This window comes from Haloarcula pellucida (assembly GCF_014647235.1).
GTDB classification, from domain to species: domain Archaea; phylum Halobacteriota; class Halobacteria; order Halobacteriales; family Haloarculaceae; genus Haloarcula; species Haloarcula pellucida.
Genome location: NZ_BMOU01000001.1, coordinates 561,005 through 577,480 on the forward strand (window position 1 = coordinate 561,005; position 16,476 = coordinate 577,480).

At 67.2% G+C, this 16,476-nt stretch carries 16 protein-coding genes; 9 read left to right on the top strand and 7 right to left on the bottom strand.

Going from position 1 to position 16,476, the window contains the following annotated elements; all coding sequences use genetic code 11:
* Positions 1-163 precede the first annotated feature (163 nt).
* Positions 164-1,087 (bottom strand): PLP-dependent cysteine synthase family protein, encoded by a 924-nt coding sequence (locus tag IEY28_RS03050; protein WP_188994412.1) that lies wholly within the window; start codon positions 1,085-1,087, stop codon positions 164-166.
* 108 nt (positions 1,088-1,195) lie between these two features.
* Between IEY28_RS03050 and IEY28_RS03055 the strand changes: the two genes are divergently transcribed.
* Together IEY28_RS03055 and IEY28_RS03060 are read left to right on the top strand one after the other, a co-directional pair.
* Positions 1,196-1,630: a DUF488 family protein, N3 subclade gene (locus IEY28_RS03055; RefSeq protein WP_188994414.1), complete on the top strand. Its 435-nt coding sequence runs from the start codon at positions 1,196-1,198 to the stop codon at positions 1,628-1,630.
* A gap of 42 nt (positions 1,631-1,672) precedes the next feature.
* Positions 1,673-2,068 (top strand): thioredoxin family protein, encoded by a 396-nt coding sequence (locus IEY28_RS03060; RefSeq protein ID WP_188994416.1) that lies wholly within the window; start codon positions 1,673-1,675, stop codon positions 2,066-2,068.
* Here the strand turns inward: IEY28_RS03060 and IEY28_RS03065 are convergent, their stop codons facing one another.
* Positions 2,069-4,207 carry a thioredoxin domain-containing protein gene (locus IEY28_RS03065; RefSeq protein WP_188994418.1) on the bottom strand — a complete coding sequence of 713 codons (2,139 nt, stop codon included), beginning with the start codon at positions 4,205-4,207 and terminating at the stop codon, positions 2,069-2,071. It lies immediately after the preceding gene.
* Positions 4,208-4,519: 312 nt separating this feature from the next.
* Here IEY28_RS03065 and IEY28_RS03070 point away from each other — a divergent pair, with 312 nt between their 5' ends.
* From IEY28_RS03070 to IEY28_RS03085, 4 genes are all read left to right on the top strand, one after another.
* Positions 4,520-7,078, top strand: coding sequence for a bacterio-opsin activator domain-containing protein (locus IEY28_RS03070; protein WP_188994420.1), 2,559 nt, complete (start codon positions 4,520-4,522; stop codon positions 7,076-7,078).
* A gap of 221 nt (positions 7,079-7,299) precedes the next feature.
* Positions 7,300-7,878, top strand: a complete 579-nt coding sequence (locus tag IEY28_RS03075; protein WP_188994422.1) for an HTH domain-containing protein — start codon at positions 7,300-7,302, stop codon at positions 7,876-7,878.
* The gene (locus tag IEY28_RS03080) at positions 7,878-8,081 is read left to right on the top strand and encodes a hypothetical protein (RefSeq protein WP_188994424.1); all 204 of its coding nucleotides are present in this window, start codon (positions 7,878-7,880) and stop codon (positions 8,079-8,081) included. Before IEY28_RS03075 ends, IEY28_RS03080 begins: the two co-directional genes overlap by 1 nt.
* A complete protein-coding gene (locus IEY28_RS03085; protein WP_188994426.1) occupies positions 8,081-8,464 on the top strand; it encodes a DUF7344 domain-containing protein in 384 nt (127 codons plus the stop codon). The genes IEY28_RS03080 and IEY28_RS03085 overlap by 1 nt, the downstream gene beginning before the upstream one ends.
* Before the next feature lie 35 nt (positions 8,465-8,499).
* Here the strand turns inward: IEY28_RS03085 and IEY28_RS03090 are convergent, their stop codons facing one another.
* Entirely contained in the window at positions 8,500-8,796 is a 297-nt protein-coding gene (locus IEY28_RS03090) for a hypothetical protein (RefSeq protein WP_188994428.1), read from the bottom strand.
* 95 nt (positions 8,797-8,891) lie between these two features.
* Between IEY28_RS03090 and purD the strand changes: the two genes are divergently transcribed.
* The 3 genes from purD to IEY28_RS03105 all read left to right on the top strand — a co-directional run bounded on the left by purD (position 8,892) and on the right by IEY28_RS03105 (position 12,351).
* A complete protein-coding gene (gene purD / locus IEY28_RS03095) occupies positions 8,892-10,190 on the top strand; it encodes a phosphoribosylamine--glycine ligase (protein ID WP_188994430.1) in 1,299 nt (432 codons plus the stop codon).
* A gap of 111 nt (positions 10,191-10,301) precedes the next feature.
* On the top strand, positions 10,302-11,801 hold the full coding sequence (locus IEY28_RS03100) for a TrkH family potassium uptake protein (RefSeq protein WP_188994432.1): 1,500 nt from the start codon (positions 10,302-10,304) through the stop codon (positions 11,799-11,801).
* A gap of 40 nt (positions 11,802-11,841) precedes the next feature.
* Entirely contained in the window at positions 11,842-12,351 is a 510-nt protein-coding gene (locus tag IEY28_RS03105; RefSeq protein ID WP_229783083.1) for an acyltransferase, read from the top strand.
* Here IEY28_RS03105 and IEY28_RS03110 read toward each other — a convergent pair.
* The 4 genes from IEY28_RS03110 to IEY28_RS03125 form a co-directional block, all read right to left on the bottom strand.
* Positions 12,348-13,142 carry a mechanosensitive ion channel domain-containing protein gene (locus IEY28_RS03110; RefSeq protein ID WP_188994435.1) on the bottom strand — a complete coding sequence of 265 codons (795 nt, stop codon included), beginning with the start codon at positions 13,140-13,142 and terminating at the stop codon, positions 12,348-12,350. The genes IEY28_RS03105 and IEY28_RS03110 overlap by 4 nt on opposite strands.
* Before the next feature lie 2 nt (positions 13,143-13,144).
* On the bottom strand, positions 13,145-13,954 hold the full coding sequence (gene dacZ, locus IEY28_RS03115; protein ID WP_166969505.1) for a diadenylate cyclase DacZ: 810 nt from the start codon (positions 13,952-13,954) through the stop codon (positions 13,145-13,147).
* Between the two features lie 96 nt (positions 13,955-14,050).
* Positions 14,051-15,343: a cobyrinic acid a,c-diamide synthase gene (locus IEY28_RS03120; protein WP_188994437.1), complete on the bottom strand. Its 1,293-nt coding sequence runs from the start codon at positions 15,341-15,343 to the stop codon at positions 14,051-14,053.
* A gap of 16 nt (positions 15,344-15,359) precedes the next feature.
* A complete protein-coding gene (locus IEY28_RS03125; protein ID WP_188994439.1) occupies positions 15,360-16,391 on the bottom strand; it encodes a nicotinate-nucleotide--dimethylbenzimidazole phosphoribosyltransferase in 1,032 nt (343 codons plus the stop codon).
* Between the last annotated feature and the right edge of the window lie 85 nt (positions 16,392-16,476).

Consider the following 16,476-nt stretch of genomic DNA (forward strand, 5'->3'; position numbering starts at 1 on the left):
CCGGCGACGTGGACATCGATTCCGCAGTTCTTGACGGGATACCGGTCGTCGAGACGCTTTCGGACGTGTCCCCCGACGGTCAGCCACATCGTCGTCGAAACGACACCGGGGCGGTGAGCGAGTGGGCGAGCGAGCAGTTCACAACCGACGCTCGGCGCTTGCGTCAGTCGAACATCCCGGTCGACATGTAGCGCTCACCGCTGTCCCAGTAGACGGTGACGACGAGGGGGTCGTCGACGCCCGCCTCGACCAGTTCCCCGGCAACCTCGCGGGCCGCGAGATTCGACGCACCCGAGGACTGGCCCACGAGGATGCCCTCCTCGCGGGCGAGGCGGCGACACTCTGCCTCGGCGTCGTCGAGTTCGACCGTTCGCACGTCGTCTATCAGGTCCACGTCGAGGTTGTCGCTGACGAATCCGGGGCCCATCCCCTGGAAACTGTCCTCGCCGGTGCCCGGTTCCATCCCCGAGAGGACGGCGTTGTCCGCCGGTTCGACGGCGACGACGTCGAGTTCGGGGAACGCCTCACGGAGTCGCCGGCCGGTGCCCGTGATGGTGCCGCCCGTGCCGACGCCGGCCACGAGGGCGTCGACGGTGCGGTCCCCGACCTGTTCGAGAATCTCCGGCCCCGTCGTCTCGTAGTGGGCCTGCGGGTTGGCCGCGTTCTCGAACTGGCGCAACTGGACGTACCCGCTCTTCTCGGTGAGTTCGTCCGCGCGGTCCTTCGCGGCGGAGATGTCGCCCTCGACGAGTTCGATGTCGGCGCCGTAGGCCCGCATGATCTCGCGGCGTTCCGGGGACTTCGAGGACGGCATCACCAGCACGACGTCGTACCCCTTCGCGGCCCCGACCATCGCCATGCCGATACCGGTGTTACCGCTGGTCGGTTCCACGAGGGTGTCGCCCGGTTCGAGGGCACCGTCTCGCTCGGCGGCCTCTATCATGAACGCCGCCGGGCGGTCCTTCGCGGAGCCACCGGGGTTGAACGACTCCACCTTCGCGGCGACTGTCGCGCCCTCGGGGGCGCGGACCGACACCAGCGGCGACCCGATGGCGTCGGTGATAGACGCGTGTAGTGTCTCGTGCATTGCTGTCGCGTACGCCACCCCCGCTTAAACCCCTAGTGGAGCCCCCGATTCCTGTGGGTGGTGCTCGTTCCCGGCAGGCTTTTCCGCCGTCTGCGCGACTGGTCGTACATGAGCGGTGCTGTCGGCGACACGTACGCCGCGGCGATTCAGCACGACCTCGCCGACCTCGCCGGCGACGAGACGCTGGTCGGCGTCGTCCGCCAACCGACCGGATGGTTCCACGCCGCCGTCGACGAGAACGTCCCCGAACTCGGCCCGCCGGCAGACCTCCTCGACGAGACGAAACGGCGTGCCGAGGACCTACAGATGCAGGGCCTCTGCGAGGAGGGCGCACACAACGCGGCGTGGGACGAGACCGACTTCGCCGACCGCTATCGGACCCACCTCGACGAGAGCGAGGCGGCAAAGCGTGCCGTCGACGACCTCTGTACGCGGGTTCGCGACGGCGAAACCGTCGTACTCGTCTGCTTCGAGGGCGAGCGCAAGCGCTGTCATCGGACGCTCCTCCGCGAACGCCTCCGTTCCCGTCTCGAACGGTACTGAACAGTCGGGGGGTTCAAGCCACTCGCCGCGCTACGGGGTGCTATGAGTGAGAGCGGACCGCTCGAAACGATGGAACCGAACCCGGTCTGGGTGAAAGACGCCTACTCCGACACCGTCGACGTCCTCACCCGCCACGCCGCCGAACTGGAGTACCACGTCTGGGGCGGCGACTGGTGCAAGGACTGTCGAGCACAACTGCCGGATTTCGGTGCGGCGCTCGAAGCCGCCGACGTCCCCACATCGAAGATTCACCACTACCCGACCGAGAAGGAAGACGACGGCTCGAAGACCGGCCCGAAGGTGGCGGAGTACGGCATCGAGTACATCCCGACCGTCGTCGTCGAACGCGACGGCGAGGAAGTCGCCCGGTTCGTCGAGGAGGAACCGGTCCCTATCGCCGTCTACCTCGCCGACGAAATCGAAGCGGAACTCGAATAACTAGTTCTGGCCCCACGAGAGGGCCGATTCGAGGTCGCGTTTCGGCGGCGAACACGCGAAGTTCCGACAGGCGTACACGGTGGGTTCGCCGTCGGCCGCGTCGCGACCCGCCCAGATCGGCGGGGCGTCGTCGACCCCCAGCGCGTCGAGCCACGCGTCGAACGTCTCGCTGTCGTCGGGCCGCCACGCCAGTAACCGGCGGGGAACGTACGTCTCGGCCAGCGTCTCCGTCCACTCGACGGGCGGGTTCGTCGGGTCACACGCGAGGGTCAGTTCCAGCGACCCCTGTTCGTAGGTGTCCGCCGCGAGCGTCAACGACGCGTGCTGGAGCGGGTTCGCGGAGACGCGGTCGGCGTGCGTGCGCAGGACCTTCTCGGCCACGTCGCCGAACCGGTCGTCGTCCCTGAAGTGCGTGAGTACAAGCAGGAGTTCCACGGCGACGCCCGTGCTGGAGGGGGTCGACTGGTCGGTGAGTTCCTGTGGCCGAGCGACCAGCGCCTCGCCGCCGGTGGGGGTGAAGTACAGCGTCTCTTCTCCCTCGTCCCAGAACGCCTCGGTGATGGCCTCGGCGAGGGCCATCGCGAAGTCGAGGTGGTCGACGTTCCCCGTCGCCTCGAACAGGTCGAACGCGCCGCGAGCGAGGAACGCGTAGTCCTCCAGATAGCCGTCGATTGCCACGTCGCCGTCCTTATACCGGCGTTGGAGGCGCTGTGACTCCTCGTCCCACAGGTGCTTGCGGACGAATCCGAGGGCGTCGGCGGCCACGTCGGCGTAGCCGTCGTCCAACACGACGGCGCCCTCGGCGAGCGCCGAGATCATCAGGCCGTTCCACCCGGCCAGCACTTTCTCGTCACGGGCCGGCCGGGGTCGGTCCTCGCGGGCCGCGAACGTCTCGTCGAGCGCCTGCCGTAGCTTCTCGGTAATCTCGTCCTCGCTCAGGTCGTACTCCTCGGCGAGGACGGGCACGGGCTTGCGAACCGCCAGCACGGTCGCACCCTCGAAGTTGCCGCGTTCTGTGACGCCGTAGTACTCACAGAAGACCTCGGCGGCCGTCTCGTCCGAGACGGCGTCGTGGACCTGTTCGGGCGTCCAGACGTAGAAGGCGCCCTCCTCCGTCTCGCCGTCGGGGTTCGCGGGTGGCGCGCTCACGGCGTCGAGCGTGCTGAAGAAGCCGCCGTCCTCGTGCTGGAGTTCCCGCTGGACGAACGCGAACGTCTCCCGGACGACGGCGGCGTAGCGCTCGTTGCCCAGCGCCTGATAGCCGGCGAGGAAGGCCCGTGGAATCTCGGCGTTGTCGTACAGCATCTTCTCGAAGTGGGGGACGCCCCACTGCGGGTCCGTCGAGTAGCGGTGGAACCCGCCGCCGACGTGGTCGTAGAGACCCCGGTCGGCCATCGCGTTCAGCGTCTCCTCGACGACGTTCAGGTAGTCCTCCCCACCGCCGTCGGCGTGCGCGCGGAGCAACGCGTGGAGGCGCCCCGTCTGCGGGAACTTCGGACCGCCAGACCCCCACCCACCGTTATCTCGGTCGGCACCCCGGTGTGCGATGGTCGCCGCCGTCTGGACGAGGTTCTCTTCGGGGTCGCTCGGGTCGCCGGTCGTCGCTTCGAGGTCGCTCTCGATGGCGTCGGTCCACTGCTGGGCGCGATTCTCCATCTCCGCGCGCTGTTCGGGGTCCGACCACGAGTTCGCGAGTCGTTGCAGCAGGTCGTGAAAGCCCGGTTGCCCGCGCTTCTCCTCGGGCGGGAAGTACGTCCCGACGTAGAACGGCTTGCCGTCGGGGGTGAGCCACGCCGACAGCGGCCACCCGCCGCCGCCGGTGACCTGCTGACAGATGCTCATGTACACCGAGTCGAGGTCCGGGCGCTCCTCTCGGTCGACTTTCACCGGGACGAAGTGCTCGTTCAGCGTCTCGGCGATCGCTTCGTCCTCGAAGCTCTCTTCCTCCATGACGTGACACCAGTGACAGGCGGCATAGCCGATCGAGAGGAAGATAGGGGCGTCTCGCTCCTGGGCTGCTTCGAGTGCCTGTTCGTCCCACGGCTGCCAGTTTACCGGGTTGTCGGCGTGCTGCCGGAGGTACGGACTCTCCGCTGCGTCGAGGCGGTTCCGTCTCGTCGGGTCAGTGTCGTCGCTCATGCTAGACGGTCCGGGGGCCGAACTGAAAAGCGGCCACCTTGATCACTGACAGTGATGAAAAGACTGAAAGGTATAAACTTATTACACATACATCTGACATTGGGCTCCTCGACAAAGGCGTGGCGATGCCGGCGAAGGGTCTGACCCGCCCGCACCCCGCTGTCGTCACGACGGTCGAGTGGGGCACTACCAACCGAGACCTATGCTTCGAACTACAGCACTACGTACCCTCGATTTCGGGGCCGAACTGCGGTCGGTAGCACCCGGGATATCGACTCGGATCACTGTGCCGCCTTCGTCGACGATGGTAGTATGACCGTCGACGTGCGTATCGGTCTCCCGACAGACACGGTCGGGATAGCCGACGCAGTCGCCGTCGGCGAATCGACCCGCGTCGAACTCGAACCGTGTGTCTACACCGACGGCGGACTGACGCCGTATCTCCGGGTCGAGACTGACGACCCCGATGCGTTCGACACGGCGCTCCGGGCGGACCGGGCCGTCGAGACGGCGAGGCGTCACCGGGACGACGACGGCACCGTCCGGTATCGAGTCACGTGGTCGTTCGACGAGACCGACGTGTTCTCGCTGCTGCGGGGGCACGGCGTCGTCCTCCAGCGTGCCCACGCCACGGCCTGTGAGTGGGTCTTCCAACTCCGGGCCCCCGACAGTGCTGCGCTGACGGACTTTCTCGATGCGTGCCGGGACGCCGACCTCTCGCCACGGGTCTACCGGAGCGAGGGCGTCGACTGCCGAGCAGACGGCACCGTAGCGACGGCAGACGACGGTACCACTGGTTCACCGGGCGCGTTCGAGGGTGACCCGCCGTTCCGCCAGATACTCGACAACATCGAGGAGGTCGTCTGGATGAGCGACCCGGACAAAGAGGAGATAATATACGTCAATCCCGCTTACGAGGCGGTCTGGGGACAGCCCCGCGAACGCCTCTCCGAGGAGCCCCTTGCGTTTCTCGACGCCGTCCACCCCGAAGACCGGGCACGGGTCCGCTCGTCACTCGACCGACAGCCGACCGGCGAGTACGACGAGGAGTACCGGATACGGCGCCCGGACGGGACGACGCGGTGGATTCGGGACCGAGCGGTGTCTATCACCGACGACGAGGGGAACGTCGTCCGCGTCGCCGGCATCGCCGAGGACATCACCGAACGGAAGGAACGCGAGCAGTTGCGGCGGACGCTCAACGAGGCCGCACAGGCGATGCTCGGGGCGACCACTAGCCAAGCGGTCGCCGAGATATCGGTCGAGACGGCCATCGACGCGCTGGGGCTGACCTTCGCCTGCGTCTACGTACCCGGCGAGGAGGACGGGACCCTCCGACCGATAGCGTGCGCCGCCGACGGAGAGACACCGGACGACCCCGCCGCTGTCACCGGCTCGGAGAACCCGCTTTGGGAATCGTTCGCGAGCGGGCAATCGACGGCGTTCGACGCCTCGTTCGCGCACCGACTGCCGGTCCCGTCGCGCGTCCAGCGTGGCTGGGTCGAAGCGCTCGGCGAATACGGCGTGTTGGTGTTCGCGACTCGCTCTGAGACTGCCTTCGACGACCGGACCGACAGATACGCCGGCATACTGACGGCCATCACCGAGGTGGGGTTAGGACAGACCGAACGCGAAGCACGACTCGAACGGCAGAACGAGCGGCTATCCGATCTCTCTCGACTCAACGCCGTCATCAGGGACATCAACACCGAGGTCGCCGCGACGACGAACCGGGACGCTATCGAGCACAACGTCTGTGAGCGGTTCGCCGTCGAGGAGTCGTACCTCGCGGCCTGTATCTGTGACCGGTCGTCCGGCGACAGCGTCCGGGTACGCAGGCGTGCCGGCACCACCGAGAGTCAGACCGACCTCGACGGTGGCGACCACGTCGACGCCCCACTCATCAGCGATCTGATAGATACGGCGACCGCGACGGGGACTGTCCGGGTCGACCGCGACGCCGACGCGCGCGGCGACGCCGGGTCGTGGTACGATACGTTCCGGGACGCGGGTTGTCGAGCCGTCGTCGCCGTCCCGCTGACGTCCGGAAACGTCGCCTACGGCGTCCTCCTGCTGTTTATTGACGACCCATCGGTGTTCGACGAGGAGTTCCTGACGGTCCTCGGGGAACTCGGACAGATGATCGGTCGCGCGATTCGCGCCGCTGAGACCCGCAAGACGCTGCTGACCGATACGGCGACCGAACTGGAGTTCGAGGTCGACGACGCGGAGATGTTCTTTCACGCCATCTCTGCCGAGTTCGACTGCCGACTCGACCTCGAAGGACTCGTCCCGGCCGACTCGGACCAACTCGTCTTCTACGTCGACGTCGAAGGCGTCCCAGCCGAGCGGCTGGTCGAACGCGCCGAGGGAGCACCGGGAATCACCTCCGTCAGGACGATTACCGGGGGTACGGATGGCGGCCTGTTCGAGTTCCACGTCGTCGGGGGGTCGGCGATACAGGTCCTCGCCGCGTACGGCGCGACCATACGGTCCGCGTCCGCGGACGGCGGCGTCGCCCGCATCGTCGCCGAAATCGCGTCCGACATCGAGGTACGACCGCTCGTCTCGACTCTCGAAGACGCCTGTCCGGGGGCGACACTCGTCAGGAAGAGCGAACTGGACCGGCCCGTCAGGACCGTACAGCAGTTCCGGGAGTCGCTCGCCGATCGGTTGACCGACCGGCAGGTCGACGTCCTCCACAGCGCGTACCTCTCCGGGTACTTCGAGTGGCCACGCGAGAGCACCGCAGAAGACATCGCCGCGTCGTTCGACGTCTCCTCGTCGACGATTCACTTCCACCTCCGGAACGCACTGCGGGCCCTTCTCGAGACGTATTACGAGGAGGACCGCTACAGGACCGAGGCGTAACCGGTCGTCATCGCTCACTGCCTGCGTCTCGGTCGCGACCCGCGGGGACGCGCCGTCCTGACTGGATCGGTCTAGACATTTCTAGGGAACCTTTCTGTCGGACGGCACGCACCGATTCTACTGTACGCTCTCGCGGAACGAGACGGCGAACTCGGCGGTTCGTGAGCAACTGCAATCCTCCGGAGAGACGCTGCTAACATCGAACAATGCAAAGCACAAATATGACAGATGACGATCACTATCGGGCGGACGGTTCGAGCGAAGCGCCAGCGAAATCCGAGCGGACGGACGACTGTGTCCGTCTCGACCAGTTCCTCGACCAGTCGACAGACGCAGTGACGATCGAACTCTGGCTCCGTGAGGGGACCGGACACACCGTGCGCGACGTGCAGGCCCAGTACAGACAGCAGACGACGGCGCTCGAAACGAGCCCACAGGTCGCGGACGTCACGATTCGGACGTGGCCGACGCGGCTCTTTCGGGACCTTGACCAGGAGGCTGTGTCGGGCCCGGTCCACCGGGCGGTTCGGGAGATGGAGGCGTGGGCGTCGGAGAACGGCTACAGCCTCGCCCCGGCGTTCCAGCGACGCGTCGTCCGTTCGCCCCTGTCGGGTCGCCGACGCGAGGAGGTCACGCTCCCCATCGTCTGTCTGGCTATCCACGGCGACGCGGGGCTCGAAGGCGTGTTCCCCGCCCGACACGACGGGGTGGTGTACACTGTCGAGGACTTCTACGAGGCGATTCGTGACACCGCATCCGAGGACCAAGTGGCCGATTCGGCGACCGTCGGGGCCGAATGATGACGACCGACAGCCCATCTGCCCGGACCCGACTCCTCGAAGCGCGCGTGTTCCTCGACGATGCGACGGAACGACTCGACGCCGACGACCTGACCGACGACGTGGAGGCGATCTGCGAGGACATCGACGCGGTGCTGGCCGAACTCGACGCCACAGACGAGGCGACCGACATACGGCAGTCCAGTCGGCGGTCATCGCGATGATGTCGCCGGCTTCGGACGGCGGCAGCGATACGTCGCTCTCGCGCGAGGAGATGTACTCGCTGCTCGCGTCGCGCTGGCGACGATACACTCTCTACTGCCTGTTCGTCTATACGACGCCGGTCTCGCTCGCGACCGTCGCCGACACCGTCGCCGAGTTCGAACACGGCGTCCCCGCCGAGACGATTCCTGACGAACGACTGACGGTGTACATGCGACTGTATCACACGCACGTCCCGAAACTCGCGTCCGCTGGCGTCGTCGACTACGACCAGTCCGAGGATACGCTGTCGCCAGATACGGGACTGGCGCAACTGGAACCGTACCTCAGAGCGGATGCTCTCGACGACCTCGACGATCACGGTTCGTGGCCTATCGAGCGGTGAGGAGTCGGGAAGAGAGCCGGGTGAGCACGGCCAGATTAGAACAGAACGTTGACGCGAGCGCGGTCGACCACGTCCTGACCGACGCCAGACTGATACTGGTGGCTGTAACAAACTGAAGCACTTCGCCACCCCGGGGTGGCGAATATCTGTACGAACTTACAGCCACCAGTATGAGCCTGTTTACCGGCACCGTCGCGGTGTATGCCGGCGTAGCCCGCCGCCTCCTCGACGATAGCGTCGCGGTCGCTGGTCCTCACTGGGCCGACGGTCGCCGGATGGGCCTCCGTCACCGGGCTGTTCGTCACACTCACGCCGGTGGTGTTCGTCGTCACCGACCGCGTCGGGGCCGATGCGACCGCCGCTACTCGGTGGACGACGACGGAGTGAGAGAGCAATACTTACATCCGAGCCCATCCGGCCTTGAGGTATGACAGAGACAGTGCTGCTGGTGGGTGGCGGCGGCCGAGAACACGCCGTCGCTCGTTCGCTCGCCGACTCCGACGCCGACCTGTACGCCTGTGCGGGCAACCGCAACCCGGGCATCGTCGCGCTGGCCGACGGGTTCGAGACGCTCGACACGACGAACCCGCAGGCCGTCACGACCTACGCTCGCGAAATCGACGCGACGCTCGCCGTCGTCGGCCCCGAGGCACCGCTCGCGGCGGGGGTCGCCGACGCCCTCGACGACGCCGGCGTCTACGCGTTCGGCCCGCAGCAGTCCGAGGCCCGAATCGAGACGGACAAGGCGTTCCAGCGCCGGTTCATGCGGGAGCACGACATCCCCGGCTGTCCGGACTTCGAGACGTTCGAGGACATGGACGCCGCCTGCGAGTACATCGACGAGTACGACGGCGACCTCGCGGTCAAGCCCGCCGGCCTCACCGGCGGCAAGGGCGTCCGCGTCATCGGCGACCAGTGTACCGCCGAGGAAGCCAAGGCGTACCTCCGCGACTCGGACTACGACCGCGTCGTCCTCGAAGAGCGCCTCGTCGGCGAGGAGTTCACCGTGCAGGCGTTCGTCGCCAACGGCCAGCTCCGCGTCACGCCGGCCGTGCAGGACCACAAACGCGCCTACGAGGGCGACGAGGGACCGAACACCGGCGGGATGGGGAGTTACACCGACGCCAGCCTCGAACTCCCGTTCATGACCGAGGACGACTACAACGACGCCGTCGACGTCCTCCGCGCGACGGTGGACGCACTGGACGGCTACAAGGGCGTCCTCTACGGCCAGTTCATGCTGACCGAGACGGGGCCGCGCGTGGTCGAGTTCAACGCCCGCTTTGGCGACCCCGAGGCGATGAACACGCTCCCGGTCCTGAACACGGACTTCCTCGACGTGCTGACGGCGGCCCGGGACGACCTCTCCTTACCGCAACTGTCCTTCCGCCCGAAGGCCACCGTCTGTAAGTACGCCGTCCCCGACGGCTACCCGACCGAACCGGAGTCTGGCGCGAAGGTCACCATCGACGAGGACAACGCGGGCGAGGCCATCCTCTACTACGCCAGCGTCGACCAGCGCGAGGACGGCATCTACACGACCACCTCTCGCTCCTACGCCGTCGTCGGCGTCGCCGACACCATCGGTGAGGCCGAGGAGATAGCCGAGGGCGCGCTAGAGCGGGCCGGCACCGAGGGCCTGCGCGTCCGCCACGACATCGGCACGGCCGACCTCGTCCAGCAGCGCATCGACCACATGTCCGAGATTCGCGGCGGCGCGGACTGAGGCTCGCGAACCGATTTCTCTCGCCGGACTTCGCGGAGGATTGAAGCCGACAGCCGTTCTCTGTAACGCCGTGTGCGTCGAGACAGTCGGAGTGACGGGATGTGATCGCCGGTGGCGCTGACCACGGTCGACGTCCGGTCGTCGCTGAACGTCCTCGGCCGGATACTCCAGTGGCTCGTCGTCCCGTTGGCGGTACCGGTACTGGTCGCACTCGCCTACGGCGAGTCGCCCGTCCCGTATCTCGTCGCCATCGGCGCGACGCTGGTGGTCGGCACCGCGCTCGTGCAGTTCGAACGGGACCGCATCCACGACCGGGAGGCGTTCCTCACCGTCTCGCTGGCGTGGCTCGGAATCGCCGTCGTCGGCGCCATCCCGCTGTACGTCGAGGGGACGGGCGTGTTCGCGAGTCCGGTAAACGCGCTGTTCGAGGGGATGAGCGGCATCACGACGACGGGCGCGACGGTCATCCGCGACTTCGACGCCCACACGCAGGCCCTGCTGATGTGGCGGCAGGTCCTCCAGTGGCTCGGCGGTCTCGGCGTCCTGCTACTGGCGACGGCCGTCCTCTCACGGCTCTCGGTCGCCGGCGCGCAGTTGATGGAGACGGAGACGCGGACGAAGGACGTCACGAAACTCACGCCGGGCATCGAGGACACGGCGAAGCTACTGGCGCTCGTCTACCTCCTGCTCACTGCCGGTGCGACGCTCGTCCTCCTCGCCCTGCACCTCCTCGGACTCGCGCCGGAGATGACCGCCTTCGACGCCGTCGCCCACGCGCTGACAGCCATCGCGACTGCCGGCTTCTCGCCGCGGGCCGAGAGCGTCGGCGCGTTCTCGCCGGCGGTCCAGTGGGCCGTCACCCTGTTCATGATAGTCGGTGCGACGAACTTCGTGTTGCTGTACGCGCTCCTGGGCGGCAACGCCACGAGGCTCCGGCGGAGCGAGGAGTTCCGCTTCTACCTCGGCATCCTCGGGGCCGGGACGCTACTCATCGTGGGGTTACTGATCGCTGACCCCCGGTTCACGGCCGACCCCGAGACGACGGCCCGGCACGCGACGTTTCAAGTCGCCTCTATCGTGACGACGACGGGCTACGCATCGACGGACTTCAACACGTGGTCCGCGGCCGCGAAGAACGTCCTCTTCGTGGCGATGTTCAGCGGCGGGATGGCCGGGTCGACGACCTGCTCTATCAAGACGCTCCGGTGGCTCATCGTCACGAAGTCCTTCTGGCGGGACCTGAACGTCTCGGCACACCCACGGAGCGTCCGCGCGGTCAGAGTCGGTCGGGAGGTCGTCGGCGAGGACACGATTCGGGACGTGTACGCCTACACGCTGGTCGCGCTGGTCATCTTCATCGTCGGCACCGTGTTGCTCGTCGCGGACGCCGAACGGGTCGGCGACCCCATCACGGAGTTCGAGGCGCTCTCCGCCGCGGCGTCGATGTTCTTCAACATCGGCCCGGCGTTCGGACAGGCCGGCCCCTACGGCACCTACGACGGGTTCGCCCGGACGAGCAAGCTCCTGATGGTCCTCCTGATGTGGGTCGGCCGCATCGAGATCATCCCGGTGATGGTGCTGCTGACGCCGACGTTCTGGCGGCGGCCGTGAGTCGCCGGTTCCGAGTGGTTTGATTACGACCGGGACGCAACTGGCAGGCGTGAGCGGCCCACGACACGACGACCTCGACCGCCATCCGACGCCCGGCCCCCGCAACTCCCTGTTCTCGTGGCCGAGCGCGAAGCATCCGCTCCGCGTGATGGTCAACTACGTCGTCATCTGGATCTGCCGAGTCTCGCCCAGTCTGCAACTGAAGAACTGGCTGCTGCGGCGCCTCGGTACGACCGTCGGCACCGGCGTCGCGTGGGGGTTAGAGTCGACGCCGGACGTGTTCTGGCCCGAACTCATCACCGTCCGTGACGACGCCATCGTCGGCTACGACGCCACGTTGCTCTGTCACGAGTTCCTCCAGGACGAGTACCGGACGGGCGAAGTGGTCGTCGGCGAGCGAGCGATGATTGGCGCGGGCGCAATCGTCCTCCCGGGCGTCGAAATCGGCGCGGACGCGCAGGTGGCGGCAAACTCGCTGGTCACCGAGGACGTCCCGCCGGAGACGACCGTCGCGGGCGTTCCCGCGGAACCGGTCGAGGCGACCGACTAATCGCGGACCCGGACGATGCCGGACTGCATGACCTGCTGGTTCGGGATGATGTGTTCCTTGCCGTCGCTCTCGACGTGCGTGACGAACATATCGACTTCTTGAACTATTCCCTGCTGGTCGCCGATAACCACCTCGTCGCCGATGCTGTACGGTTCCGTCAGCAGGAGATAGAGGCCGGCCGCGCTGGCCGCGAGCAGGTCTTTCAACGCCAGTCCCGCGAGGAAGACGATGCCGAAGGAGTACGCCGCGAGCAGGATGAGCAGGGCCATCGTCTCGACGCCGAGTTGGTCCAGCGCGACGAGGACGGCGAGGAAGAAGATGCTGTACTTGACGAGTTCCGGGAGGACGCCGGCCTCCGGGAGTTTCACGCTCCGGAGTCGCTCGGAGACGACGAGTCTGGCCTTGTCGCCGGCGATGAGGCCGATGATGATGGCGAAGACCGCGATGAACAGGTCGGGCAGGAACGCGGTAAAGCGGGTCCAGTAGGCCTCGGGATTGACGAGTTGGGCGATGTTCAGCGCGATGGTGATCGTGAGGATGTAGACGAACAGCGCCGCGAGGTTCGAGACGATACCAACCGTCGACGTCCCGAGGCTCCGGGCGGTCCGCTCGAACGGCGTCCCCTCGACGGTCTCGGGCACGCCGAGTTCCCGCATGAACTCCCGCGACGCTCTCCAAACGAGGAACCCGACGAGGATTCCCAGCCCCAACACGAGCAAGGAGATGACGAGTGTCCCTTCGGGCGAGAACAGGGTCCGGATGAAGTCCGGCCAGTCGAATCCGAACTGCATATTCAGTACTCCTCGGGGTCGATTTCGAGGACGAGTTCCCCGCCTTTGAACGCTCGTACGAGTCCGTCGCTCTCCGAGAGGACGATAGCCGTCGCGTTCGTATCACGGGTGATGGCACCGCCGGCCATGTGTCTGGCCCCGAGGCCCTTCGGGATGTCGACGCCCTCGGCGGACGGTTCGAGGTAGCGGTACGCCGAGACGATCTTCCCGGCGTCGGAGATGACGAACGCGCCGTCGAGCCGCGAGAACTCCTTCAGCATCACGTTGACGATTGGGTCGCCGACGTGGACGTGAGACTTCTCGAAGGGGTTGTACGAGAGCGGCCGGGACTTGTTCATCACCTTGCCGGCGTCACCGACGACGAACAGCGCACCGACCGGTTTGCCTTTCTGGCCTTTCTTCCCGAGTTCGATGGCCACCTCGAAGACGTCCCTGACGACGCCGGGTTCGGCCCGGGAGTTGACGAACAGGTCGTAGACGCCCGAGGGCGTGAAGTCGCTCGTCTGGATGCGTGCAATCGTGTTCGACGTCCCGCCCATGAATCCGCTCACGCAGACGACTTCGTCGTCTTCCCCGACGAACTCCTTGTCGAGAGCGCCCTCGATACCGAACCGGATTCGGCCTTCGAGGTCGGTGAAGTCGATGGGGAGTTCGACGAAGGATTCCGCTTCGACGGCGTTCTCCGGACCGACCACGACGACGGCTTCCTCGGCATCGGCGAACCGTTCGAAGTCCGCCGAACTCGGCGAGAAGAGGAACACCGCGTTCGCGTCTGCGACCACGTCTCCCAACAGGTCGCGCAACTCGTTCATTGTACGTATCACGATTGCAGACAGGAAAAAAGTTTGTGGGCCGTCAGCCGGTCGTCTGCCACTCGAACGACGCGTTTGCCGTCGCTCGTCGTATGTTCAGACTGACAATAGCTGGTCGAACGCCCCGCTCGCGGCGTGGGCGTGACAGTACGTCCCGACCGTCTGGTACTCCGTCAGGCCGTCGTGGTCGCCGTCGATGCCGTCGCCCCGGACCACTTCGAACGCGAACCGTGCGTCCGCGTCGACCGTCGCCGAGGAGTAGTGGAACTCGTGGCCGCGGCGCCGGGTGCCTGCGGTGGCGACTGGCGTGTCGAGAGACGCCTCTAGCTCGACGTGGTCGAGCGCCTGATACCGGTCGCACATCTCGACGTCGGCCGGCAACACGCCCGCCATCTCGTAGGTGTCGCCGTCGGCTGTCGTCAGCGTCTCCGAGAGGGCCATCAGGCCGCCACATTCGCCGTACACCGGCAGGCCGTCGGCCGCCAGCGTCCCGAGTTCGTCGAGCGTCGACGACTCGGCGAGGTCGGCGGCGTGCAGTTCCGGGTAGCCGCCCGGCAGATAGACGGCGTCGGCCTCCGGCACCGGGTCGCCCGCGAGCGGCGAGAACGTCGCGACAGTGCCCCGTTCACGGACTCGCTCGACGGTGCTGGGATACACGAAGCAGAACGCTGCATCGCGGGCGACGGCAACGGTGGCGTCCGTCCTCGACGGGTCGGCGGGCGAGGCGCTCGGTGGGTCGCGTGCTATCTCTGCGACCCCGTCGGCGTCGATAGTCTCACCGGCCTCGGCCAGCGCCGCCTCGTCGATGGCCGCCTCGCTCCCCATCTGGAGACCGAGGTGCCGGTCGGGGATGTCGAGGTCCGGCGTCGGCGGAATCCGACCGAGATACCGCAGTTCCCCGGGGAGTGCGTCGCGGATGCCTTCGGCGTGTCGGCCGCCGTGGGCACGCTGCGCGAGCACCCCGACCACGTCGATGTCTCGACCGATACGCTCGGCGTACTGCTGGAAGCCCAGTGCCGTGGCGCCGACGCTCTCCATTCCGGCTTTGGCGTCGACGACGAGGACGACGGGCAGGTCCAGCACCTCGGCGACGCGGGCCGTCGACGCCTTCGTCCCGTCGTAGAGGCCCATCATCCCCTCGACGACGCAGACGTCGCCCTCGCCGCGCCAGTAGGTCCGTCGCGTCCCTTCCTCGCCGGCGAGCCACGGGTCCAGCGACCGCGAGGGGTTGCCGACGAGCGCCTCGTGGTGGCTCGGGTCGATGAAGTCCGGGCCGGCCTTGGCGGGTTGTGGGTCGTAGCCCGCCTGCTCCAGCGCCGAGAGGGTCGCCAGCGTCGCCACCGTCTTCCCGACGTTCGAGGCCGTGCCCGCGAGGACGACGCCCTTCACGACCGGTCACCCACCGTCACGGCGCACCACCCACGCGCACCTCGTCGACGAGGTCGTCGTACACCGCGGCGAACTGCTCGCGAACGTCGGCCATCGGGACGCCGGCCCGGTCTGCCAGCGCCAGCGCCCCGCCCATCCCGACGCCCTCTTTGGCCTCGCCCGCGACGAACCGCTCCATCGCGACGTGGTCCGACCCCGCGAACCCGGGGTCTGTCACGGTCAGGTCGAGGTCCAGTTCGGCGGCGCTCGCCCGGAGATTCGCCGTCCCGTCGTCGGCGACGTAGGTCGTCGTCGCCAGCCCCAGTCGCCCCTCGTAGCCGCCGTGACGGACCAGTGCCGCAGCGGTGAGTTGCTGTGTCCCGCCGGCCAGCGTCACTGCCGTGTCCGTCTCGACGGCACCGGCGGCGAGGCCCGCCACCGTCGCCAACACGGGGTCGCCCATCCGTCGGACGGCCCGCTTCGGTTGCCCAGCGGCGTCGCCGGGTGCGAGCGAACTGGCTTCGAGTCCGGCCTCGACGACCCGTTCTTTCTGTTCGACGGGGTTCTCCGGCAGTGAGGAGGAGACCGTCGCGTCTTCACCCAGTGCTCGCAACACGCCCAGCGCAGTCGTCGTCCCGCCGGGAACCGTCTCCGCCAGCCACAGTTCGTCGGCGGGCAGTTTCCGGCCGAACTGTCTGGCCGCCTCGAAGGCGCCGTGGGCCGTCGGCACCGGGTCCTGTTCGGCGATATCTCGCCCCGGCCCGGCGCCGACAGTGACCGTCGGCGCGGCGGTCGGTTCCGCGAGGCCGCCGTCGACGACCGTCACCTCGAAGCCAAGCACCTCGCGCACTGCGCGCGTGACCAACGCCGGCGTCGGACACCCACTCGGACTCACCGGCACCGTCTCCGTCCGCACGGGCCGCCCGTACGCGAGTAGTTCCGAATCGGCCGCCGGCGTCGTCGTCATCAGGTCCGGGTCGGCACCGGCGGCGCTGATACCCTCTCTCTCCGCTGTCGCCGTCGTCCCCGCGACGAGGACGAACCGCGTTCCGTCGGGCGAGTGTTCCATACTCACTTGGAGTAGTGCAATCCCACTTTATCCCACCGGTGCCGCCGTCGGGGCCGTGTGTCGTCCTCCCCGGCGCATGATTTAA

Coding starts and splice junctions, on each gene's coding strand:
- purD (WP_188994430.1), top strand. CDS start 8,892: ATGACAGAGACAGTGCTGCTGGTGGGTGGCGGCGGCCGAGAACACGCC.
- IEY28_RS03085 (WP_188994426.1), top strand. CDS start 8,081: ATGTCGCCGGCTTCGGACGGCGGCAGCGATACGTCGCTCTCGCGCGAG.
- IEY28_RS03060 (WP_188994416.1), top strand. CDS start 1,673: ATGAGTGAGAGCGGACCGCTCGAAACGATGGAACCGAACCCGGTCTGG.
- IEY28_RS03050 (WP_188994412.1), bottom strand. CDS start 1,087: ATGCACGAGACACTACACGCGTCTATCACCGACGCCATCGGGTCGCCG.
- dacZ (WP_166969505.1), bottom strand. CDS start 13,954: ATGAACGAGTTGCGCGACCTGTTGGGAGACGTGGTCGCAGACGCGAAC.
- IEY28_RS03110 (WP_188994435.1), bottom strand. CDS start 13,142: ATGCAGTTCGGATTCGACTGGCCGGACTTCATCCGGACCCTGTTCTCG.
- IEY28_RS03065 (WP_188994418.1), bottom strand. CDS start 4,207: ATGAGCGACGACACTGACCCGACGAGACGGAACCGCCTCGACGCAGCG.
- IEY28_RS03125 (WP_188994439.1), bottom strand. CDS start 16,391: ATGGAACACTCGCCCGACGGAACGCGGTTCGTCCTCGTCGCGGGGACG.
- IEY28_RS03055 (WP_188994414.1), top strand. CDS start 1,196: ATGAGCGGTGCTGTCGGCGACACGTACGCCGCGGCGATTCAGCACGAC.
- IEY28_RS03075 (WP_188994422.1), top strand. CDS start 7,300: ATGACAGATGACGATCACTATCGGGCGGACGGTTCGAGCGAAGCGCCA.
- IEY28_RS03080 (WP_188994424.1), top strand. CDS start 7,878: ATGACGACCGACAGCCCATCTGCCCGGACCCGACTCCTCGAAGCGCGC.
- IEY28_RS03070 (WP_188994420.1), top strand. CDS start 4,520: ATGACCGTCGACGTGCGTATCGGTCTCCCGACAGACACGGTCGGGATA.